The following is a 20,659-nucleotide window of genomic DNA, read 5'->3' on the forward strand; positions in this document are numbered from 1 at the left end:
GCGGGATGGATGGATTGTGTCGGACGCCCCAACTTGTCTATACAGGGAGAACCCTGTGTGCGAACCTGGTGCACTTCTCTTATGGAAATGCACCATATTGCTGTCTATACAGGTTGGGGCGGCGCGCTCACTGGAACATCGCAAACGCCGTGCCAGCCGGCGGCGGAAAGAGCCCGGCGACAATGGGCCATCCCTTCAATGATCCCGCCCGTGTCCGCACTGCCTTCCCCGTCGAATTCCACCGAGCCCCTGCACATCCTGCACGAGGTGTTCGGCTACCAGGCCTTTCGCGGCCCGCAGGCGCCGATCGTCGACCACGTTGTGAACGGCGGCGACGCGCTGGTGCTGATGCCTACGGGCGGCGGCAAGTCGCTCTGCTACCAGATCCCGGCGATCGCGCGGCAACGCGCGGGGCATGGCGTGGCGATCGTGGTGTCGCCGCTGATCGCGCTGATGCACGACCAGGTGGGCGCGCTGCACGAGGCCGGCGTGAACGCGGCGTTTCTCAACTCCACGCTGGACTGGGCGCAGACGCAGGACGTCGAGCGCCGCCTGGCGCGCGCCGAGATCACGCTGCTCTACGCCGCGCCCGAGCGCGTGACGACGCCGCGCTTTCTGGAGCTCATGGACGGGCTGGCATCTCGCGGCAAGCTCTCGCTGTTTGCCATCGACGAGGCCCATTGCGTGAGCCAGTGGGGCCACGACTTCCGCCCGGAGTACCGCGCGCTCACGGTGTTGCACCAGCGCTATGCCGGCGTGCCGCGCATCGCGCTCACCGCCACGGCCGATGCGCTGACGCGTGCCGACATCGTCGAGCGCCTGCAGCTCGAAGAGGCGCGGCAGTTCGTCTCGAGCTTCGACCGGCCCAACATCCGCTATTCCATCGTCGAGAAGAAGGACGCGACCACGCAGCTGCTGCGCTTTATCGAGCGCGAGCACGAGGGCGAGGCCGGCGTGGTCTATTGCCAGTCGCGCAAGCGCGTCGAAGACGTGGCCGTGGCGCTGCAGAACGCGGGCATCAACGCGTTGCCCTACCACGCTGGGCTCGATTCGGCGGTGCGGCAGAAGCACCAGGATCGCTTCCTGCGCGAAGACGGCATCGTGATGGTCGCGACCATTGCGTTCGGCATGGGCATCGACAAGCCCGATGTGCGCTTCGTGGGCCACCTCGACATGCCCAAGAACATCGAGGGCTACTACCAGGAAACCGGCCGCGCCGGCCGCGACGGCGCGCCGGCCGATGCCTGGATGGTCTACGGCCTGCAGGATGTGGTGAACCAGCGCCGCATGATCGACGAGAGCCCGGCCGGCGAGGAGTTCAAGCAGGTGATGCGCGGCAAGCTCGATGCACTGCTGTCACTTGCCGAGGCCAGCGATTGCCGGCGCGTGCGGCTGCTGGGCTACTTCGGCGAACAGAGCACACCCTGCGGTAATTGCGACAACTGCATCACGCCGCCGCAGGTATGGGATGGCACCGATGCCGCACGCAAGCTGCTCAGCACCATCTACCGCGTGCAGCAGCAAAGCGGCATCAGCTTCGGCGCGGGCCACATCATGGACATCCTGCGCGGCAAGGCGACCGAGAAGGTCAAGCAGTTCGGGCACGAAAGCATCAGCACCTTCGGCCTCGGCGCCGAGTTCAGCGAGGTGCAGCTGCGCGGTGTGCTGCGCCAGCTGATCGCCACCGGCGCGCTGGCGGTCGACACCGAAGCCTTCAACACGCTGAAGCTCACCGAAGGCTCGCGCGCCGTGCTCAAGGGCGAGGCGAGCGTGGCGCTGCGCGAATCGGTCTCTTCGCCGACCTCGCGCTCGGGCGGCAAGGCGCGGCGTGAGAAGACGCCACGCGGCGCGCCCTCGCCGGCCGCCGCCGCGCTCGATGCGGCCGGCCAGGCCCGCTTTGCCGCACTGAAGGCGTGGCGCGCCGAAGTGGCGCGCGAGCACAACCTGCCGGCCTACGTGATCTTCCACGACGCCACGCTCGCAACCATCGCCGAGCGCGCGCCCGTCACGCTGGAAGACCTGCAGGGCATCAGCGGCATCGGCAGCAAGAAGCTCGAGGCCTACGGGGCGGATGTGCTGCGGGTGTGCAGCAGCTTCTGAACCCGCCGCTCACACATCGAACCGCACCCCTTGCGCCAGCGGCAGCTCCCGCGAGTAGTTGATGGTGTTGGTGGCGCGCCGCATGTAGTTGCGCCAGGCGTCCGAGCCTGATTCGCGGCCGCCGCCGGTTTCCTTTTCACCACCGAAGGCGCCGCCGATCTCTGCCCCCGAGGTCCCGAGGTTGACGTTGGCGATGCCGCAGTCCGAGCCCGCGGCCGAGAGAAAGAATTCGGTCTCGCGCAGGTCGTTGCCGAACACGGCCGAAGACAGGCCCTGCGGCACCGCGTTGTGCAGGGCGATGGCGTCCTCGAAGCGCTCGTAGCCCAGCACGTAGAGGATGGGCGCAAAGGTCTCGTGGCACACCGTGGCCGTTTGCGAAGGCATCTCGACGATGGCCGGGTGCACGTAAAACGCGTCGGGATGCTGCACCGCCAGCGCGCGCATGCCGCCCGACACCTTGCCGCCCTCCTTCGCCGCAGCCGCCAGCGCGGCCTGCATCGCGTCGAACGCGGCCTGGTCTATCAGCGGGCCGACCAGCGTGCCCGCCACACGCGGATCGCCGATGGGCAGGGCCTCGTAGGCCTTGCGCAGCCGCGCGACCAGCACCTCGCGCACGCTCTCGTGCACGATCAGCCGGCGCGTGGTGGTGCAGCGCTGGCCGGCCGTGCCGGCCGCGGCGAACAGGATGCCGCGCACCGCGAGTTCGAGGTCGGCCGAGGGCGTGACGATGACCGCGTTGTTGCCGCCCAGCTCGAGCAGGCTGCGCCCGAAGCGCTGCGCCACGCGCGGGCCCACTTCGCGGCCCATGCGGGTGCTGCCGGTGGCCGACAGCAGCGGCACGCGTGCGTCGTCCACGATGGCCTCGCCGACGTCGCGCAGGCCGATGACCACGCCCGAAAGCCCGGCCGGCGCATCGCTGCCGAAACGTTTGGCGGCACGCTCGAACAGCGCCTGGCAGGCCAGCGCGGTGAGCGGTGTCTTCTCGGACGGCTTCCACACCACCGCGTCGCCGCAGACGAAGGCAAGCGCCGCGTTCCACGACCACACGGCCGCCGGAAAGTTGAAGGCGCTGATGACGCCCACCACGCCCAGCGGATGCCAGGTTTCCATCATGCGGTGGCCCGGCCGCTCCGACGCGATGGTCAGGCCGTACAGCTGGCGCGACAGGCCGACCGCGAAGTCGCAGATGTCGATCATTTCCTGCACCTCGCCGAGGCCTTCCGTGAGGATCTTCCCGGCCTCGAGCGAGATCACGGTGCCGAGCGCCTCCTTTTCAGCGCGCAGTTCTTCGCCGAGCAGGCGCACCAGCTCGCCGCGGCGCGGGGCGGGCACGGTGCGCCAGGCCAGGAAGGCCGCGTGGGCCTCGCCGACGGTGCGCGCCACGTCGGCCGGCGTGTGCATCGGCACCTGGCCGATGGTGCTGCCGTCGATCGGCGAGCGCACGCGCAGGCCGCCGCCGTTACAGGCGGCCGGCGGCACGCCGATGCGGTCGAGCAGGGTCTGGATCTGGGCGGCGGGGGCGGTCATCGTCATCTGTCTGTGCCTCAACGTTCGATGGTCTTGTTCCAGCGCGTGTTCCACGCGGGGCGGCTGGCATTGACGCTCTCCCAGTCGACCGTGACGGCGGTCTTCATCCACTCGTTGATCTGCGCCACCTGCTTGGCCGCGTCGCCGGTGGCGGGCGTCTTGGGGTTGGTCGGCAACTGGCTGCCGTACTGCAGCGCCGCGGCCTGGGCCTGCGGGCTCAGCAGGTACTCGGCGAGTTTTTGCGAGAGCTCGGGCTCGCTGTTGTTGGCAATGACGCACTGGCCCACGGTGAGCACCACCGAGCCTTCCTTGGGCTGGGCGTACTCGACCGGGATGCCCTTCTCCTTGAGCGCCGCCACGGCCGTGGGCGTGAGCGGAAAGAGCGCGGCCTCGCCGGTCTGCACCATCTCGGACAGCTTGGCCGAGCTCGGGATGTACTCCAGCACGTTCGGGCCGATGGTCTTGGGCCAGGCGTTGAAGCCGGGGTCGACGTTCTTGTCGTTGCCGCCCTGGATGCGGTTGAACATCAGGAAGCCGTGCAGGCCGAAGGACGACGACGGCATCGACTGGAACACCACCTTGCCCCTGAACTTGGGATCGGCCATGTCCATCCACGACGTGGGCGCGGCCCAGCCCTTCTCGGTGAACATCTTCTTGTTGTAGGCGATGCCGGTCATGCCGAGACTCACGCCGCTGGCCATGTCGCCCTTGAAGCGCGCCGCGGGAAACAGCTCGTTGAGCGCGGCGCTCGGGCGCTGCTTCTCGCACAGGCCCATGCCGATGGCGCGGTACATGATGCCGTCGTCGAGGAACATCACGTGCATCTGCGGTTTGTCCTTGTTGGCCTGGGCCTTGGCCAGGATGTCCGACGAGGTGCCGGGCACCACCACGACCTTGGCGCCGGTCTGCTTTTCGAACTCGCCGAACACGTACTGCGAGTACGTCTTTTCCATCGTGCCGCCGTTCATGCCGATGTAGAGCGTCTTGGCCTGCGCGAAGGCGGCGCCGGCGGGCAGCAGAGTTGCGAGGAAGGCGGCGGCGATCAGGGAAGTCTTGCGGGTCATGGGGATTCCTTTCAGTGCGTGACGGAAGTGGCGTGGGGAACAGGTGGGGTCGAGGGCGGGGTCGAAGGCGGGGACGAAACAGGCAGGCGATCGAAGCGATCGGCCGCGAAGGCATCGATGGGGGTGCTGCTGTGGCCCTTGCAGGCCAGCTCGGCCAGCACCTCGCCGGCGGCCGGGCCGATCTGGAAGCCCGCGCCCGAAAAGCCGAAGCCATGGAACAGCCCGGGCCTGCCGAGGCTCGGGCCCAGCACCGGCTGCCGGTCGGGCAGGTAGCCCTCGGTGCCGCTCCAGGTTCGCAGGATGTGGGCATGCCGCAGCGCGGGCAACAGCTCGATGGCCTGGCGGCACATGCCGTCGAGGGTGCCGCGCTCGACGCGGGCGCGGTCGGCGTCGAGCGCGTAGCCCGCGCCGCCACCTATCACGACATTGCCGCGCGCTGCCTGCCGGCAATAGATGCCGCCGCCTTCAACGCCGAGGCTCCAGTCCATGAAGACCGGCAGTGGCTCGGTGACGGCCATTGCCGGGTTGCCGGCGCGCAGCGGCACTGCGTCGCCGAACTGTTCGGCCAGCGCCCCGGCCCAGGCGCCGGCGCAGTTGAGCAGCACCGGTGCACGCACTTCCAGCGCGGCCGCGGTGGAGCACAGCAGGAAGCGCTGGCCGTCATGCACCGCTTCGTCGAGCGGCGTGCGCTCGAACACCTGTGCGCCCGCACGTTCGGCGGCGCGTGCGAAGGCGGGCGACACGAGCCGCGGATTGGCCTGGCCGTCTTCGGGGCAGAACGAGCCACCCAGCGCCTTGGGCCCGAGCCAGCCGGCGCGCGCACGCAAGGCCGCGCCCGTGATCATTTCAAGGCCGAGGTCGAAGTCGCGGGTGAGTTCGCGGTAGCGCTCGAGCGCGGCCAGGTCGGCCTCGCTGCGCGCGATCTTGAAGTGGCCGGAGCGCAGGTATTCGCCGTCGGTGCCCAGCAAGGTCGCGAGTTCGCCCCAGATGCGGTGCGCGCGTTGCGCGAGCGGCAGCTGGCTCGGCGGGCGGCCCTGCCGGCGCACGCCGCCGAAGTTGACGCCGCTGGAGCGCGAGCCGCAGAGGTCGCGCTCCAGCAGCACCACCTGCCGGCCCATGCGGCGCAGCGCCAGTGCCGCCGAGGCGCCGACGATGCCGCCGCCGACGATCGCCACATCGGTGTCGATGCGCCGCGTCATGACAACGCGCCCTCGCTCGCGGCAATCAGCTGCATCGGGAGCGGCTTGATCGGCGCCTGCCCGCGCAGGCGGCCGACCTGCTGCACTGGCTGGCCGGTGCAATGCGCCAGCACTTCGGCCGCAGCCACGCCGCACATGCGGCCCTGGCAACGGCCCATGCCGACGCGGCACAGCGCCTTCAGGCGGTTCATCTCGTCGGCGCCGGTTTCGCGCACGGTCTGGCGCACGGTGCCGGCCGTGACGTTTTCGCAGCGGCACACCACCAGCTCGTCAGGCGCATGCGCGGCCCAATCGGCCGGGAAGGGAAAGGCGCGTTCGAGGCCGCCGCGAAAGCCGGCGAGGCGCGCCAGCTTCTGTTCGAGCGATCGGGCGCGGGCCGCATCGATCGCCATGCCACGGTCGGCCAGCAACGCGAGTGCCGCACGCTCGCCAGCCCACTCGGCCGCGTCTGCGCCCATGATGCCGGCGCCGTCGCCGGCCAGGTAGATGCCGGGCACGCTGCTGCGGCCGGCCGCATCGCGCTCGGGCAGGTGCGCGCGGTGCGGTGCGGCATAGGCGAAGCGGCAGCCGAGCAGGTCGGCCAGTTGCGTCTCGGAACGCAACGCGTAGCCAAAGCCCACGGCGTCGCATTCGAGCGTGCGCTCGCCCTGCCCGTCGTGCCAGGCGACGCCGCGCACGCGTTCGTCGCCGAGCACGCGCAGGGGCCGCACGCCACCGTGGATCGGCACGCCATGGGCGCGCAGCCAGCCGACGTAGTACAGGCCTTTGAACAGCACCGTCGGCTGGGAACTCATGGCCGGCAACGCGGCGACCTGGTCGGCCAGGCGTGCGGTATCGAGCACTGCGGCGACCTTGGCGCCGGCCTTGGCGTACTGATAGGCCACCAGGTACAGCAACGGGCCGGTGCCCATGCACACCACGCGCTCGCCGATGGCACAGCCCTGGAACTTGAGTGCGACCTGCGCGCCGCCCAGCGTGTAGACGCCCGGCAGCGTCCAGCCCGGCACCGGCAGCACGCGATCCGTGGCACCGGTCGCGACGATGAGCTCGGCGAAGGCCACGCGCTGCGTGCGCTGGCTCGGGCCGTGCAGCACGTCGAGCCGGTCGCCTTGCGCGTTCCACACCAGGCTGTCGGGCCGGTAGTCGACTTGCGCGTTCAGCGCATCGAAGCTCTGGTGCAGCGCATCGGCGCGGCCCGACTCGAAGCCGTAGAGCGTGCGGCTGCTGCGGCCGAACTGCGGCGGCTGGCGCCGGTAGATCTGGCCGCCGGCGCGCGCGGCCTCGTCGATCAGCACCGGCCGCAGGCCGTGCGCCACCAGCGTCTGCGCTGCGCGCACGCCGGCCGGGCCGGCACCGACGATCACGGGGGGCACGCCGGACATGTCGCGCGCGGCGGGCGCCGGGTCACCGTTCATGCGGCCTCCTGGACAGTGCCGGTCAGCAATGACATACCCGGCTGCAAGAAGGTCGAGCAGGCGCGCAGGCGTTCGCCGTCGGCGGTCTGCACCCAGCAGTCCTGGCAGGCGCCCATCATGCAGAAGCCGGCGCGCGGCGCGCCGCTGAACTCGTTGCGGCGCAGCTGCCCGGTGTGCGTGAGCACGGCCGTGAGAACCGTGTCGCCCGCGAGCGCCGTGCGCGGCACGCCGTCGAGCACGAAAGGCACTTCGGCACGGCCGGTTTCGGCTAGGCGGCGCAGCAGTGGTTGCATGGTGCTCATGACCTCCCCACCAGCACACGGTCAAGGCCGTAGATGCGGTCGAGCAGCAGCATCGCACCGGCCGTCACCGCGATCATCAATGCCGACACGGCGGCCATGAGCGGGTCGATCGACTCGGTCGCGTACATGTACATGCGCACCGGCAGCGTGACGGTCGATGGCGCGGTGACGAAGATCGACATCGTCACCTCGTCGAAGCTGTTGATGAAGGCCAGCAGCCAGCCGCCGGTAACGCCCGGCAGGATCATCGGCAGCGTGATGCGGCGGAACACCGTGGCCTGGCTTGCGCCGAGCGAGAGCGCCGCATGCTCGGCGCTGCGGTCGAAGCCCACGAGCGCCGCCACCACCAGCCGCAGGGTGTACGGCGTGACGATCACGGTGTGCGCCAGCACCAGCCAGCCGAAGCTGCCGGTGCCGCCGACCAGCGCGAACATGCGCAGCATGGCCACACCGAGCACCAGGTGCGGAATGATCAGCGGCGAGAGAAACAGGCCGTTGAGAAAGTCGCGGCCCGGGAAGTCGTAGCGCGTGATGGCAATGCCGGCCGGCACCGCAAGCACCGTGGCCAGCGTGGCCGACCCCAGCGCGAGCCACAGGCTGTTCCAGAACGACGCCACGAAGTCCGGATGGCTGAACACCGCGCGGAACCAGCGCAGCGAGAACGAGGTGGTCGGAATGGTGAGCGTGTTCTCGGGCGTGAACGCCACCACGCACACCACCAGCAGCGGCGCCAGCATGAAGGCGATGACGAGCGCGTTGAACGCCAGGGCGAAGGGCCCGTTGTTTCTCATGAGGCACTACCCCCCACAGATGATTGCTTGTTCGTGAAACACCGCGGAACCGGCTCTGCCGGGCCGCCGGTGTTGCCCCCGGCGAGGGGGTAGGCGTAGCGACACGAAGTGCGCGAAGACTGGGGGAGTGCCATGTTCACCCCAACGCTTTCTTGTAGCGGCCTTCGACCATGCGGTTGAAGCTCAGCATCACGACCAGGTTGGCCGCCAGCAGCACCAGCGCAACGGTGGCGCCGAGCGGCCAGTTGAGCTCGTGCAGGTACTCGTCGTAGACGACGGTCGCCACCATCTTCAGGCGCCGCCCGCCGAGCAGGCCGGGGATGGCAAACGAGCTCGCGCTCAGGCCGAACACGATCAGGCTGCCCGACAGCACGCCCGGCATGACCTGCGGCAGCACCACGCGCCGCAGCGTGGTGAAGGGCGAGGCGTTGAGCGACAGCGCGGCGTTCTCGACGCCGGGGTCGAGCTTCTGCAGCGACGTCCAGACCGGGATCACCATGAAGGGCAGCATCACGTGCACCAGCGCGATGACCACTGCGATCTCGGTGTAGAGCATCTTGACCGGGCCGATGCCGATCCAGCGCAGCACGCCGTTCACCAGCCCCTCGGGGCCGAGCAGCATGCTCCAGCCGAACGCGCGCACCACCACCGACACCAGCAGCGGCGCCAGCACGATCAGCAGCAGCACCGAACGCCAGGGATTGCGCATGCGGCTCAGCACATAGGCCTCGGGCGCACCGACGGCGACGCAGATCAGCGTGACCAGCAGCGAGATCCAGAAGGTGCGCCAGAAGATGCCGAGGTAGTAGTTGTCGGTGAAGACGTGCACGTAGTGTTCGAGCGTGTACTGGCCCGCCTTGACGCCGGTGGCGGCGTCGTAGACGTTGAAGGACAGCACCGTCGTGAGCAGCAGCGGCACGAGCAGCAGCGTCGCGAACAGCAGGATGGCCGGGCCGGCCAGCAGCCAGGGCGCGGCAGGCTTGGCGCGGGCGCTCACACCATGGCCTCGGTTGCCACCGGTGCCTCGGCCGGCAGCAGCCGCGCGCAATGGTCGGGCCAGTCGAGCGCGGCGGCCTGGCCGACGGCCAGCGCATCGCGGCCGTCGTTGGGGCTCAGCACCGTCCACTCGCCCGCATCGGTCGCGAGGCGGTAGAGCCACTGGCTGCCGAGGAAGAAACGCTCCTGCACCTCGGCGTCGATGCGGCCGCTGCCGCGCGCCACCAGCTGCAGTTTCTCGGGCCGCACGCTGAAGAGCGCCGTGTCGCCGATCGCGAAGTCGGCGGCGTTGTCGACGGCCACGTCGAACTGCCGCGCCCCGAGCGCGACGCGCACGCGCGTGCCGACCTCGCACACGCGCGCATCGAGCAGGTTGGCCTTGCCGACGAAGGTGGAGATGAAGCGGGTGCGCGGATGCTCGTAGATGCGCATGGGCTCGTCGACCTGCGTCACCACGCCGGCCTGCATCACCACCACGCGGTCGCTGACCGACATGGCCTCGCTCTGGTCGTGCGTGACCATCACGGTGGTGGTGCCGACCTTGCGCTGGATCTGGCGCAACTCGAACTGCATTTCCTCGCGCAGCTTGGCGTCGAGGTTGGACAGCGGCTCGTCGAGCAGCAGCACCGGCGGCTCGATGACGAGTGCGCGGGCCAGCGCCACGCGCTGGCGCTGGCCACCCGACAGCTCGCGCGGGTAGCGATCCACGTGCGGCTCCAGGTGCACCAGCGAGAGCGCACGGGCCACCCGCTCGCGGCGCTCGGCCTTGGGCATCTTGCGCATCTCGAGGCCGAAGCTCACGTTGTCGGCCACCGTCATGTGCGGGAACAGCGCGTAGCTCTGGAACACGATGCCCAGCCCGCGCGTGTTGGCCTTGGCATGCGTGATGTCGCGCCCGGCCAGCGTGATGGTGCCGCTGCTGACCGACTGGAAGCCCGCCACCATCTGCAGCGTGGTGGTCTTGCCGCAGCCCGACGGCCCCAGCAGGGAAACGAATTCACCCTGCTCGACCGACAGGTTCATCGCCGAAACCGCAAGCGTGCTGCCGTAGAGCTTGCTTACGTCGCTCAAGGTGAGAAATGACATGGAGAACACTCCTTCGTGTATTCCACTCTATTGCAACAGCCGCGCCAGCTTCGTTCGGGTATTCCATCAAACGGAATATTTCTATGATTTATTCCGGTGAACGGAATATCAAGCCGCTATAGTGGGCTGCAAATTTCACCGGATGACCCCATGGCCACACCCGAAGCAACCCCTGGCGCCGTGCCACGCGTTTTCGCGCTCATGCGCACCCTGGCCGAAGCCCCATCCGGGGGCGCCCGCGTCACCCAGCTGGCGCTCGATGTGGGGCTGACCCAGGCCACGGTGCACCGGCTGCTGCGCTCGCTGGTGACCGAAGGCATGGTCGAGCAGGATGCGCGCAGCAAGCTCTACCGGCTTAGCGTCGACTTTTTCGCGCTGGCCGCGCGCGCGGGAAACCCCGGCGACCTGCGCAGCCTGTGCCGGCCGGCCATGCTGCGCCTGTGCGGCAGCCTCGGCGACACCATCTTCCTGATGGTGCGCAGCGGCTTCGATGCGGTGTGCCTCGACCGCAGCGAAGGGCCGTTTCCGATCCGCTCGTTCGTCGGCGACGTGGGTGGCCGGGTCGCGCTCGGCGTGGGCCAGGGCGCGCTCGCCATCCTGGCCTTCCTGCCCGAGGCCGAGCGTGAGGAGGTGATCCGCTTCAACCTGTCGCGGGTGCGCGAGTACGGCGTGTACGACGAGGTCTATCTGCGCACCGAGATCGAGCGCGTGCGCCAGGCCGGCTTTGCCGGCCGTAGCACCGGCCTGCTCGAAGGCATGGCCGGCGTCGCGGTGCCGATCTGCGACCGCGAAGGCCGCGCCGTGGCCGCGCTGAGCGTCGGCACCATCGCCGACCGCCTGAGCCCGGATCGCATGCCGACCGTGGTGGAACTGCTGCGCCGCGAAGCGGCCGCCATCGGGCCGAAGATCAACCCTTTCGACCCGACCTTGCGCCAGCCGTCGAGGCGGCTCGCCGCCGCAGACAGCAAGGATCTCTAGCGGGAGGGGGCGTCGAGCACGCGGTTCTCGCGCGCGGGCGAGCGGCGCAGGTAAGGGCTGTCGCCCACTTCCGTCTTGGCGGCACCGGCGGTCGCCGTCTTGGTGCTGCCCGCCGCCGGGCAGGCGCCGCCGCTGCGCAGGCTCAGCGCCGCCGCCAGCCGCGCCTCGGCCGGGTCGCCCAATGCATGGCCGAAGTCGTCGGCCACAGCGCAGGTGGGCGCGAAACCGTCGCCGTAGTCGCCGAAGCCCTGAGCGTTGACGCCCTGGAACTGGATCGCGAAGTAGGTGGTGCCGCAGTTGTCCTGCGGATAGAAGCCGTAGGGCTTGCCGCATGTGGCGCCGCCGACCAGGTTGACCGCAACGCCAACGCCGCGCAGCGAATTGACCACCGACTCGCTGGCCGAACAGGTGTCCGGCCCGGTCAGCACCGTGACGCGCGACAGCCCCAGTTGCGGCAGCGCCTGGCCGGCGGTGGTCGAGTAGCCGCGCGTGGTGCCGTAGAACGGCACAGTGCCCAGCGACGGGTTCAGGCCGAACGGGTTCTTGCCGTTGAACAGCAACTGCTCGAAGACCTTGCCCTGCGTGGCGGCGGGCGTGGCCACCATGAAGGCCAGCTCGCTGGCCACGGCCAGCAGGCCGCCACCGTTGTAGCGCATGTCGAGCACCAGGTCGGCGATGCCGGCGGTCTTGAACTGGTTCACGGCGCTGATCAGCTGCGCCTCGGCCGGTTCGTTGTGGTCATTGAATTGCAGGTAGCCGACCCGGCCGCTCGCCGTGTCGATGGTCTTTACGTTCTGCACCGGCGTGCTGGTGATGTTGGCCGAGGTGAGCGTCACGCTGCGCGTGCTGCCGTCGGGCAGGCCGAGCTTGAAGCCGTGCTGCTCGCCGGCTTTGGCCGGGGTGAGGCCGGCGTTGAGCCGGGCGGTGTCGGTGCCGCTGACGACATCGACGCCATCGATCTCGAGCAGCTTCGCGCCGCGGCCGATGCCGGCCGCAGCGGCCGCTGCGCCCGGCTCGACGTAGGCCACACGCAGATCGCGCGGCACGGTGCTGCTCAGAAAGGCGATCTCCATGCCGTAGCCGGCCGACACGCCGGACTGCGACAGCGCGCGGTAGACGGCGGTGTCGTAGGTGAAGTGAAAGCGGTCTTTGGCGCGGCCCGACGCGGTGAGGGCCGGCGTCTTGAGCGCGGCGAAGTAGGCGATCGGCGTGGCGTACGCGCCGGGTTGCAGGCCGGTTGGCACCTCGGTGTACCAGAGGTAGGTTTCGTCGATCCAGCCGCGCAGCCAGCGTTTCTCGTCGGCGAGCGAGCCCGGCCGGTCTGGGAAGGCGGCGCCGGTGTCGGGGTCGACGCCGAAGCGCGGCGCGGCGCAGAGTCCGGCCACGGTGGACGAGGCGACGATGACTTCGGCATCGGCTGCGGCCGCCGGCGCAGCGGCCGGGGCGACAGCCGGGGCCGAAGCAATGGGCAGGAATCCGCCGCCGCCTCCTCCGCCACCCCCGCAGGCCGCGAGGGTACAGATGACGGCGACGCCTGCGAGGCGGCGTCGAACGGCGCTACTGCACAAAACCCATGCCACGCGATTCGCGCACTTCAGGTTTGATGCGATGCTCGGCCTCGAGCTGGTCGAGAAACTCGACCGCCGAGAACTCGGTCGCAAGGATGTCGGTCTGGCGCTTCACCGCGGCGAAGTCGCCCGGACACAGCTGATCAAGCCTCGCCAGGCGCACGCGCAGATCGGTCGCCATCAGCGTCGCGTCGCCTGCCAGCGCTTCGGTGACGAACATGCACTCGCGCTGGGTGGCCGTGAGCGGCATGAACTTGATCTTGAAGGTGAAACGCCGCAGCGCCGCCTGGTCGAGCCGGTCCAGCAGGTTGGTGGTGCAGACGAACACGCCGTTGAAGCGCTCCATGCCCTGCAGCATCTCGTTGACCTCGGTGACCTCGTAGGTGCGCTGCGCGCCACGGCGATCCTGCAGGAAGGAGTCGGCCTCGTCGAGCAGCAGCACGGCTTTCTCGGCCTCGGCTTCCTTGAACATGGCGGCCATGTTCTGCTCGGTTTCGCCGACGTACTTGCTCATCAGATCACTGGCCTGCTTGATGATGAGGGGCCGGCCGATGGCACGGGCCAGGTGCTCGGCCAGCGCAGTCTTGCCGGTACCGGGCGCTCCGTAGAAGCACAGCGTGCCGTGGCCGCGCGCCCTGATCGCCTCCACGATGCGCGGGATCTCGAAACGCGTCTCGACGTTGAGCATGCCGAGGTCGTAGGTCGTGACGCTGCGGCGCTCGCCGCGGCCCCGGTCGGTGGTGCCGAGTGCGAGATCGGCATTCTTGAGTTGCCGCTCAATCAGCGATTCGACCGACCCATCCTCGGTCTTGGCAAGGTCGGCAAAGCGCGCGGCGGTGCGGATCTGCGCGGGCGTCAAGCCCTTGCGCTCGGCCAGTTTGGCGGTGAAGGCCTCCGACACGGCCACGCCTTCGAGCGTCTTGCGCACAAGTTGCTCGCGCGCGCCCGGCGGCGGCGACTTGAGCTCGAGGTGATAGGCAAAGCGGCGCCGGAAAGCCGGGTCGATCTGCTCGATGCGGTTGGTCACCCACAGCGTGGGCACCGCGTTCGATTCGAGGATCTGGTTGACCCAGGCCTTGCCGCTGACGCTGCCGCTGGTGGGTGCGGGCATCTGCTCGGCGCGCGACATGAACTGCGCGGCCTCGGTGCTGATTGGCGGGAACACGTCTTCGACCTCGTCGAACAACAGCGCGGCCCTGGCGCTGCCCTTGAGAAACACCTGCGCGATCTGCAGCGAGCGGTAGCGGTCGCGGCCGCTCAACGAATTGCCGTCGCGGTCGGCGTACTCCACTTCGAACAGTTCGAGCCCCGCCGCCTGCGCCACCACCTTGGCCAGCTCTGTCTTGCCGGTGCCGGGCGGGCCGTACATCAGCACGTTGACGCCGGGCTCCTTGCGCGCAACGGCGGCGCGCAGCAGCGTGATGAGCATCTGCGCTTCGTCGGACACGAAGGCGAAGTCGTCGACCACGAGTGCGCTCTTGGCCGAAGGCCGGGTGAACACGGCCATCAGCTCGTTCTGGTCGCGGTACTCGCGCATCAGCACCGGCGGCAGCTTCTCGCTAACCTTCATGAGGTCGGCCAGGTCGGTGATGTTGTGTTCGGAAATGAGGTTCTCGACCAGGCCGATGCGCTCCAGCCGGGAACCGGCGCGCAGCGCCTCGCCCACATCGCTGGCGTTGACGCCGGCCACTTCGGCGATCGCGGCATAGGCCTCGGGCGCGTTGTTGACCTTGAACTCGACCAGCAGCGAGCGCAGGTCGCGCTGGTAGCGTGCGAGCGTGCCGTAGAGCAGCAGCGCGCGCTCGGCCTTGTTGAGCAGCAGCAGGCCGGCAAGCGCGTCGATGTTCTTCTCGACCAGCGTGGATTGCTTGCGCAACGCATGCGTGAGCCAGTCGCGCGTGGCCGAGAGCACCGAGAGCAGATCCTTCGGTTGATCCTTGGCGTATTCGTCGAGGTAGAAGAACAGCGTGCCTTCCTCGTACGGGCCGCGCCACACGCCGTGGCGCTCCAGCAGCGTGCGCCCGTCGAAGTTCTCGACGCCCTTCCAGATTTCGTTGCCGGCGCAACGCCGGCCAAGGAACTCGCGCAACCGGTGCAGCACGGGGGCCGGCCACACGAGATGACGGCCCGTCAGCGACAGCAGGCCATTGAGATCGCGCCGCACATTGAAGCGCGGGCCCTGCTTGGCCGCGAGCGTGAGCACGAAGTGCGAGCACATGAGCTCGAGCACCGGCGCACCCTTGAGTCCGGGCGAAGGCAGGGCCTGGCCGCGCGCGGCAGCCACCACCTCATCAACACCGGAACGTTTGACCATCGGAGCACCTTTGTAGAGCCGACTCAGAGCGACCATAACGCAGACTTTTGGGTTCGGGAAGACATGGGAACAGTAAAAACCCTGATGTTGTGAATCCGTCCACAATCGCCGCCATGGTTGGAATCGAAGACATCAGCAGGGCCGCACAGCGCCTGCGCGGGCAATTGCTCGAAACACCGTGCGTGGAATCGCGCACGCTGTCGGACATCGTCGGCGCGCAGGTGTTCCTCAAGTTCGAAAACTTGCAGTTCACCGCGTCGTTCAAGGAGCGTGGCGCCTGCAACAAGCTGGTCGAACTGACCGAGAGCGGCGTGCGCGGCGAAGACGGCAAGATGATGCCGGTGCGTGGCGTCGTTGCGATGTCGGCCGGCAACCATGCACAGGGCGTGGCCTATCACGCACAACGGCTGGGCCTGCGCGCGCTGATCGTGATGCCGCGCTTCACGCCTGGCGTGAAGATCGAGCGCACCCGCGGTTTCGGCGCCGAGGTGGTGCTGCATGGCGACTCGCTCGACGCCGCGCGCGCCCATGCGTTCGAGCTGGCCGAGCGCGAGGGCCTGGCCTTCGTGCATCCCTACGACGATGAGGCCATCATCGCGGGCCAGGGTACGGTCGCGCTCGAGATGCTCGACGCGGTGCCGGATCTGGACATGCTGGTGGTGTCGGTCGGCGGTGGCGGGCTCATTGCCGGCATGGCGGTCGCGGCGCGGGCGCGCCGGCCCGGCATCGAGATCGTCGGCGTCCAGACCTCGCGCTTCCCGGCGATGGTCAATGCGGTGCAGGGCACGCACCATGCGCAGGGCACCAGCACGATCGCCGAAGGCATCGCGGTCGGCACGCCGGGCAAGCTGACGCAGGAGATCATCAAGCGCCTGGTCGACGATCTGCTGCTGGTGGACGAGGGCGACATCGAGCAGGGCGTCCTGATGCTGCTCGAAATCGAAAAGACGCTGGTCGAGGGCGCGGGCGCGGCCGGCCTCGCGGCACTGCTGCGGCATCCGGAGCGCTTTCGCGGCAAGAAGATCGGCCTGGTGCTGTCGGGCGGCAACATCGACCCGCTGCTGCTCGCGGCCATCATCGAGCGCGGCATGGTGCGGGCCGGACGGCTGGCCCGCGTGCGGGTCAGCGCCCGCGATGTGCCGGGTTCGCTGGCCCAGATCACGGCTACCGTGGCCGAAGCGGGCGCCAACATCGACGAAGTGCACCACCAGCGCGCCTTCACCGTGCTGGCAGCCCAGAACGTCGATGTCGAACTGGTGCTGCAGACGCGCGGGCGGCCGCATCTGGCGGCGGTGCTCGGCGCCCTTCATGCAGCCGGTTTCGCCGCCGAAGAACAGCGGTAGGCCACCCGGCCAGTGCTCCCTGTCCTACGACCAACCGGGCTGACCCTTAGGCGCGGCCCGCGACCCCACCGGTAAAATAACCGCCAGTTTCGAGAACCTGAGGTACTACTAATGTCTACACCCACCCCTGTCGAACCGGCCCACGGCGCCGCTGTCGAGAAAGACGCGGTCGAGTCGATCGTGCCGTTGATGCCGCTCGTGCTGCCGCTCGCGGGCGGCGTGCTGATGCTGTTGCTGGCATCGATCGCTGTCTATATGGCCTGAGCCCCCTGGCTGCGCGGGCCCCTGTGCGGCCCGCCGGGCGCTCCCTCGAAACTCCGGCAGAAAACGTTTTCTCCAACGGCCTTCGTGCGCATCGACGCCGAGGTTCGTTCGAAAAGACGATTTTCAAAACCCAGGAGACTTCCGATGAACGCACCCGTGATGAGGGGCTTGAACCTTCAGGCACCCTCTTATGTCAAGAACGCGAAGCTGATCGCGTGGGTAGCCGATATGGCCGCACTCTGCAAACCCGACCGCATCCACTGGTGCGACGGCAGCACGGAAGAGTACGACCGCCTCTGCCAACAGCTGGTGGACGCCGGCACCTTCCAGAAGCTCAACGCGGCCAAGCGCCCGAACTCCTACCTCGCGTCGTCGGACCCGAGCGACGTGGCGCGCGTGGAAGACCGCACCTTCATCTGCTCTGAAAAGAAAGAGAACGCCGGCCCCACCAACAACTGGATGGCACCGGCCGAGATGCGCGCCACGCTGCAGCCGCTGTTCGACGGCTGCATGAAGGGCCGCACGATGTACGTGGTGCCCTTCAGCATGGGCCCGCTCGGCTCGCCGATCGCCCACATCGGCATCGAACTCTCCGACAGTGCCTATGTAGCGGTCAACATGAAGATCATGACGCGCATGGGCCGTGCCGTGCACGACGTGCTCGGCGTCGATGGCGACTTCGTGCCCTGCGTCCACACGGTCGGCGCGCCGCTCGAAGCCGGGCAGAAAGACGTGGCCTGGCCCTGCAACAAGACCAAGTACATCGTCCACTACCCCGAAACGCGCGAGATCTGGAGCTACGGCTCGGGCTACGGCGGCAATGCGCTGCTCGGCAAGAAGTGCTTTGCGCTGCGCATCGCATCGAACATGGGCCGCGACGAAGGCTGGCTCGCCGAGCACATGCTGATCCTCGGTGTGACCAACCCCGAAGGCAAGAAGTACCACGTGGCTGCTGCGTTCCCGAGCGCCTGCGGCAAGACCAACTTCGCGATGCTGATTCCGCCGGCTGGCCTCGACGGCTGGAAGGTCACCACCATCGGCGACGACATCGCCTGGATCAAGCCCCAGGCCGACGGCCGCCTGCGTGCGATCAACCCCGAAGCCGGCTACTTCGGCGTGGCGCCCGGCACCAACGTGCTGACCAACCCGAACTGCATGGCCAGCATCGAGCGCGACACCATCTTCACCAACGTGGCGCTGACCGACGACGGCGACGTGTGGTGGGAAGGCATGGGCGACGCACCGGCGCACGCAATCGATTGGCAGGGCAACGAGTGGACGCCTGCCATCGCGAAGGAAACCGGCGCCAAGGCGGCGCACCCGAACGCCCGCTTCACCGTCGCTGCCACCAACAACCCGGCGCTGGACGAAGCCTGGGACGACCCGAAGGGCGTGGCGATCGACGCCTTCATCTTCGGCGGCCGCCGCTCGACCACGGTGCCGCTGGTGACCGAAGCGCGCAGCTGGGTCGAAGGCGTCTACATGGCCGCCACGATGGGCTCCGAGACGACCGCCGCGGCGACCGGCCAGGCCGGCGTGGTGCGGCGCGACCCGTTCGCGATGCTACCGTTCATGGGCTACAACATGAGCGACTACTTCCAGCACTGGCTCGACCTTGGCAAGAAGCTCGACGCGTCGGGCGCGAAGCTGCCGAAGATCTACACCACCAACTGGTTCCGCAAGGGTGCCGATGGCAAGTTCGTCTGGCCGGGCTACGGCGAAAACATGCGCGTGCTCAAGTGGATGATCGAGCGCATCGAGCAAAAGGCCGAGGGCACCGAACATGTGTTCGGCGTGAGCCCGCGCTACCAGGATCTGAGCTGGACGGGCCTCGACTTCAGCGCCGAGCAGTTCAACACCGTCACCAGCATCGACAAGTCGGCCTGGCGCGACGAACTGAAACTGCACGAAGAGCTGTTCGCGCAGCTTGCGCATCACCTGCCGAAAGAACTGCCGGCGACCAAGGCTGCGATCGAGGAGCGCCTGGAGGCCTGAGGCCTGCCCCGGCAGCGTCCGACCCGACGCCATGCAAAAAAGCCGCCCGAGGGCGGCTTTTTTGCGGGAGCCGCGAGGGCTCAGTAGTAGCGCGAAGCGTTCAGGCGGCGCATGGCTTCGTACAGCGTGGGCAGTTGCACGTCATCCGAACGCTTTGCCGGCAGCGCGGGCGCAGCGGGCTTGGCGCCGGCTGCGACTTCGGCGTCCGAGTTGCGGCGCGTGATTGCGGCTCGCAGTTCCTGCATCACGCGCGGGTCGTTCTGGGCGGTGGCCAGGAAGACGGCATCAGCGTGGGCAGCGGCACGCTGCTGGGCCGATGCGCGGAGCACGCCAGCGACGCGGGCGAAGCCGGCGCGGAAAATATCCGCGTAGAGCGCCAGGCCGGCGAACGCGAAAGCAGACAGCGTGACCCATGCCGCCAGCACGCTGGCCTCGGTCCAGTTGGACACGAGCGTGTCGACGACCACCATTGCGGAGGCCAGCACGGCCACCAGCAAAAGCAGAATCAGATGGCGCGAGCTGGCGCCGTTGCGGCGGGCTTCGCTGAAGCGGCCGAACAGGATCTCGGCGCGCTGCACGCCGGGATGGACTTGGGGTTGGTCAACGTGGACAAAACTGGTCATGGTAGTTCCCTCCAAGGGAAGAATGGCCGAAGCCGATGCAGTGATATTAGGGGTTTCCCTAGTGTTATTCCACTTTATCTTTCTGATGTTTATCATTCACCACGATGATAAATGTCAACTTTCGCACACTGGATCTCAACCTGCTGCGCGTTTTCGACGAGGTGATGGCCGAGCGCAACCTCACCCGCGCGGCCCGCAACCTGTCGCTGACCCAGCCGGCGGTGAGCAATGCCCTGCGCCGGCTGCGCGACGTGCTGGGCGACGAACTCGTCCGCCGCGCGGGCGCGGGCGTCGAGCCCACGCCGCGCGCGTTGGCGCTCTGGCCCACCATCCGCGACGCGTTGCGGCACCTGCAGCACACGCTGGCGCCCAGCGACTTCGACCCGGGCACCGCCGACACCAGCTTTGTGCTGGCGATGGCCGATGCCACCGCGGCCGAACTGATCCCGGGCCTGGTGCAGATTGCCGAACGCGAGGCGCCCGGCATCTCGATCCGGGTGGTGCCGTTGACCACGCGCGACCCGCGCCAATTGCTCGAGAGCGAGGGCGCAGACATGGCGGTCGGCTACTTTCCGGCGGTGCTGGCCAGCCTGACGGCGCGCGGCCAGTCGGGTGCCGCGGTGCCGTTCGAGACGCAGCGGCTGTATGTCGGCCAGTATGTGTGCGTGATGCGCCGCGGCCATCCGCTCGCCGCCCAGCCGCTGACGCTCGACGACTATTGCGCCGCGCGCCATCTGCTCGTTAGTTTTTCGGGCCGGCCCTATGGCTTCGTTGACCAGACGCTGGGCACGCTCGGACGCGAGCGGCGCATCGTGGTGACGGTGAACCAGTTTTTCACGGCCGGCCGGGTGGTCTCCAATTCAGACCTGCTGACGGTTTTGCCGCGCCATTTCGTCAACGTGACCGGCATCGACGACCAGCTGGTGCTGCGCGATTTGCCGTTCGACCAGCCGCTGCTGCATGTCGACGCCGTCTGGCATCGCCGCGCCCAGCACGGTCATGCGCACGAATGGCTGCGGGACGCGCTGGTGCGCTCCGCCGCGGTGGCGTTTGCGCGCTCGGTCATCGGGCAGAAGGTGCCCGCAGGAGGCTGA

Annotated in this window: 17 protein-coding genes; 6 read left to right on the top strand and 11 right to left on the bottom strand. The window is 68.5% G+C overall.

Annotated elements, in window-relative coordinates:
- The first annotated feature begins 198 nt into the window (after positions 1-198).
- The gene (gene recQ / locus ACSFA8_RS06315; RefSeq protein ID WP_435478651.1) at positions 199-2,100 is read left to right on the top strand and encodes a DNA helicase RecQ; all 1,902 of its coding nucleotides are present in this window, start codon (positions 199-201) and stop codon (positions 2,098-2,100) included.
- Between the two features lie 9 nt (positions 2,101-2,109).
- On the opposite strand, the gene amaB is transcribed toward recQ, so the two are convergent.
- The 8 genes from amaB to ACSFA8_RS06355 form a co-directional block, all read right to left on the bottom strand.
- Positions 2,110-3,627: an L-piperidine-6-carboxylate dehydrogenase gene (gene amaB / locus ACSFA8_RS06320; RefSeq protein WP_435478652.1), complete on the bottom strand. Its 1,518-nt coding sequence runs from the start codon at positions 3,625-3,627 to the stop codon at positions 2,110-2,112.
- Positions 3,628-3,644: 17 nt separating this feature from the next.
- A complete protein-coding gene (locus ACSFA8_RS06325) occupies positions 3,645-4,691 on the bottom strand; it encodes an ABC transporter substrate-binding protein (RefSeq protein WP_435478653.1) in 1,047 nt (348 codons plus the stop codon).
- 11 nt (positions 4,692-4,702) lie between these two features.
- Positions 4,703-5,890 (bottom strand): NAD(P)/FAD-dependent oxidoreductase, encoded by a 1,188-nt coding sequence (locus ACSFA8_RS06330; RefSeq protein ID WP_435478654.1) that lies wholly within the window; start codon positions 5,888-5,890, stop codon positions 4,703-4,705.
- The gene (locus ACSFA8_RS06335; RefSeq protein ID WP_435478655.1) at positions 5,887-7,305 is read right to left on the bottom strand and encodes an FAD/NAD(P)-dependent oxidoreductase; all 1,419 of its coding nucleotides are present in this window, start codon (positions 7,303-7,305) and stop codon (positions 5,887-5,889) included. The genes ACSFA8_RS06330 and ACSFA8_RS06335 overlap by 4 nt, the downstream gene beginning before the upstream one ends.
- On the bottom strand, positions 7,302-7,607 hold the full coding sequence (locus tag ACSFA8_RS06340; protein WP_435478656.1) for a (2Fe-2S)-binding protein: 306 nt from the start codon (positions 7,605-7,607) through the stop codon (positions 7,302-7,304). Before ACSFA8_RS06340 ends, ACSFA8_RS06335 begins: the two co-directional genes overlap by 4 nt.
- Positions 7,604-8,398: an ABC transporter permease gene (locus tag ACSFA8_RS06345; RefSeq protein WP_435478657.1), complete on the bottom strand. Its 795-nt coding sequence runs from the start codon at positions 8,396-8,398 to the stop codon at positions 7,604-7,606. The genes ACSFA8_RS06340 and ACSFA8_RS06345 overlap by 4 nt, the downstream gene beginning before the upstream one ends.
- A 136-nt stretch (positions 8,399-8,534) precedes the next feature.
- Positions 8,535-9,395, bottom strand: a complete 861-nt coding sequence (locus ACSFA8_RS06350; RefSeq protein WP_435478658.1) for an ABC transporter permease — start codon at positions 9,393-9,395, stop codon at positions 8,535-8,537.
- The gene (locus tag ACSFA8_RS06355; RefSeq protein WP_435478659.1) at positions 9,392-10,480 is read right to left on the bottom strand and encodes an ABC transporter ATP-binding protein; all 1,089 of its coding nucleotides are present in this window, start codon (positions 10,478-10,480) and stop codon (positions 9,392-9,394) included. Before ACSFA8_RS06355 ends, ACSFA8_RS06350 begins: the two co-directional genes overlap by 4 nt.
- A 150-nt stretch (positions 10,481-10,630) precedes the next feature.
- Here ACSFA8_RS06355 and ACSFA8_RS06360 point away from each other — a divergent pair, with 150 nt between their 5' ends.
- Complete coding sequence (locus ACSFA8_RS06360; protein ID WP_435478660.1) at positions 10,631-11,458, top strand: IclR family transcriptional regulator; 828 nt, start codon at positions 10,631-10,633, stop codon at positions 11,456-11,458.
- Here ACSFA8_RS06360 and ACSFA8_RS06365 read toward each other — a convergent pair.
- Both ACSFA8_RS06365 and ACSFA8_RS06370 read right to left on the bottom strand, forming a co-directional pair.
- Positions 11,455-13,038 carry a S41 family peptidase gene (locus ACSFA8_RS06365; protein WP_435478661.1) on the bottom strand — a complete coding sequence of 528 codons (1,584 nt, stop codon included), beginning with the start codon at positions 13,036-13,038 and terminating at the stop codon, positions 11,455-11,457. The two genes, ACSFA8_RS06360 and ACSFA8_RS06365, sit on opposite strands and share 4 nt — an antisense overlap.
- A complete protein-coding gene (locus tag ACSFA8_RS06370) occupies positions 13,016-15,340 on the bottom strand; it encodes an ATP-binding protein (protein WP_435478662.1) in 2,325 nt (774 codons plus the stop codon). The genes ACSFA8_RS06365 and ACSFA8_RS06370 overlap by 23 nt, the downstream gene beginning before the upstream one ends.
- Positions 15,341-15,453: 113 nt before the next feature.
- On the opposite strand from ACSFA8_RS06370, the gene ACSFA8_RS06375 reads away from it, so the two are divergent.
- The 3 genes from ACSFA8_RS06375 (at position 15,454) to ACSFA8_RS06385 (ending at position 18,942) form a co-directional block, all read left to right on the top strand.
- Entirely contained in the window at positions 15,454-16,683 is a 1,230-nt protein-coding gene (locus ACSFA8_RS06375) for a threonine ammonia-lyase (RefSeq protein ID WP_435478663.1), read from the top strand.
- A gap of 111 nt (positions 16,684-16,794) precedes the next feature.
- Positions 16,795-16,947 carry a hypothetical protein gene (locus ACSFA8_RS06380; protein WP_286623977.1) on the top strand — a complete coding sequence of 51 codons (153 nt, stop codon included), beginning with the start codon at positions 16,795-16,797 and terminating at the stop codon, positions 16,945-16,947.
- Between the two features lie 144 nt (positions 16,948-17,091).
- Positions 17,092-18,942 carry a phosphoenolpyruvate carboxykinase (GTP) gene (locus ACSFA8_RS06385; protein WP_435478664.1) on the top strand — a complete coding sequence of 617 codons (1,851 nt, stop codon included), beginning with the start codon at positions 17,092-17,094 and terminating at the stop codon, positions 18,940-18,942.
- Between the two features lie 80 nt (positions 18,943-19,022).
- Here the strand turns inward: ACSFA8_RS06385 and ACSFA8_RS06390 are convergent, their stop codons facing one another.
- Complete coding sequence (locus tag ACSFA8_RS06390; protein WP_435478665.1) at positions 19,023-19,565, bottom strand: hypothetical protein; 543 nt, start codon at positions 19,563-19,565, stop codon at positions 19,023-19,025.
- Between the two features lie 107 nt (positions 19,566-19,672).
- Here ACSFA8_RS06390 and ACSFA8_RS06395 point away from each other — a divergent pair, with 107 nt between their 5' ends.
- Positions 19,673-20,659, top strand: a complete 987-nt coding sequence (locus tag ACSFA8_RS06395; protein WP_435479197.1) for a LysR family transcriptional regulator — start codon at positions 19,673-19,675, stop codon at positions 20,657-20,659.

It is taken from the genome of Variovorax nitratireducens, assembly GCF_051216545.1.
Lineage (GTDB): Bacteria > Pseudomonadota > Gammaproteobacteria > Burkholderiales > Burkholderiaceae_C > Variovorax.

Bases quoted from the DNA above. Each gene is read 5' to 3' on its own strand.
- ACSFA8_RS06345 (WP_435478657.1), bottom strand. From the start codon at position 8,398: ATGAGAAACAACGGGCCCTTCGCCCTGGCGTTCAACGCGCTCGTCATC.
- ACSFA8_RS06380 (WP_286623977.1), top strand. From the start codon at position 16,795: ATGTCTACACCCACCCCTGTCGAACCGGCCCACGGCGCCGCTGTCGAG.
- amaB (WP_435478652.1), bottom strand. From the start codon at position 3,627: ATGACCGCCCCCGCCGCCCAGATCCAGACCCTGCTCGACCGCATCGGC.
- recQ (WP_435478651.1), top strand. From the start codon at position 199: ATGATCCCGCCCGTGTCCGCACTGCCTTCCCCGTCGAATTCCACCGAG.
- ACSFA8_RS06370 (WP_435478662.1), bottom strand. From the start codon at position 15,340: ATGGTCAAACGTTCCGGTGTTGATGAGGTGGTGGCTGCCGCGCGCGGC.
- ACSFA8_RS06330 (WP_435478654.1), bottom strand. From the start codon at position 5,890: ATGACGCGGCGCATCGACACCGATGTGGCGATCGTCGGCGGCGGCATC.
- ACSFA8_RS06385 (WP_435478664.1), top strand. From the start codon at position 17,092: ATGAACGCACCCGTGATGAGGGGCTTGAACCTTCAGGCACCCTCTTAT.
- ACSFA8_RS06390 (WP_435478665.1), bottom strand. From the start codon at position 19,565: ATGACCAGTTTTGTCCACGTTGACCAACCCCAAGTCCATCCCGGCGTG.
- ACSFA8_RS06355 (WP_435478659.1), bottom strand. From the start codon at position 10,480: ATGTCATTTCTCACCTTGAGCGACGTAAGCAAGCTCTACGGCAGCACG.
- ACSFA8_RS06360 (WP_435478660.1), top strand. From the start codon at position 10,631: ATGGCCACACCCGAAGCAACCCCTGGCGCCGTGCCACGCGTTTTCGCG.
- ACSFA8_RS06375 (WP_435478663.1), top strand. From the start codon at position 15,454: ATGGTTGGAATCGAAGACATCAGCAGGGCCGCACAGCGCCTGCGCGGG.
- ACSFA8_RS06335 (WP_435478655.1), bottom strand. From the start codon at position 7,305: ATGAACGGTGACCCGGCGCCCGCCGCGCGCGACATGTCCGGCGTGCCC.
- ACSFA8_RS06325 (WP_435478653.1), bottom strand. From the start codon at position 4,691: ATGACCCGCAAGACTTCCCTGATCGCCGCCGCCTTCCTCGCAACTCTG.
- ACSFA8_RS06340 (WP_435478656.1), bottom strand. From the start codon at position 7,607: ATGAGCACCATGCAACCACTGCTGCGCCGCCTAGCCGAAACCGGCCGT.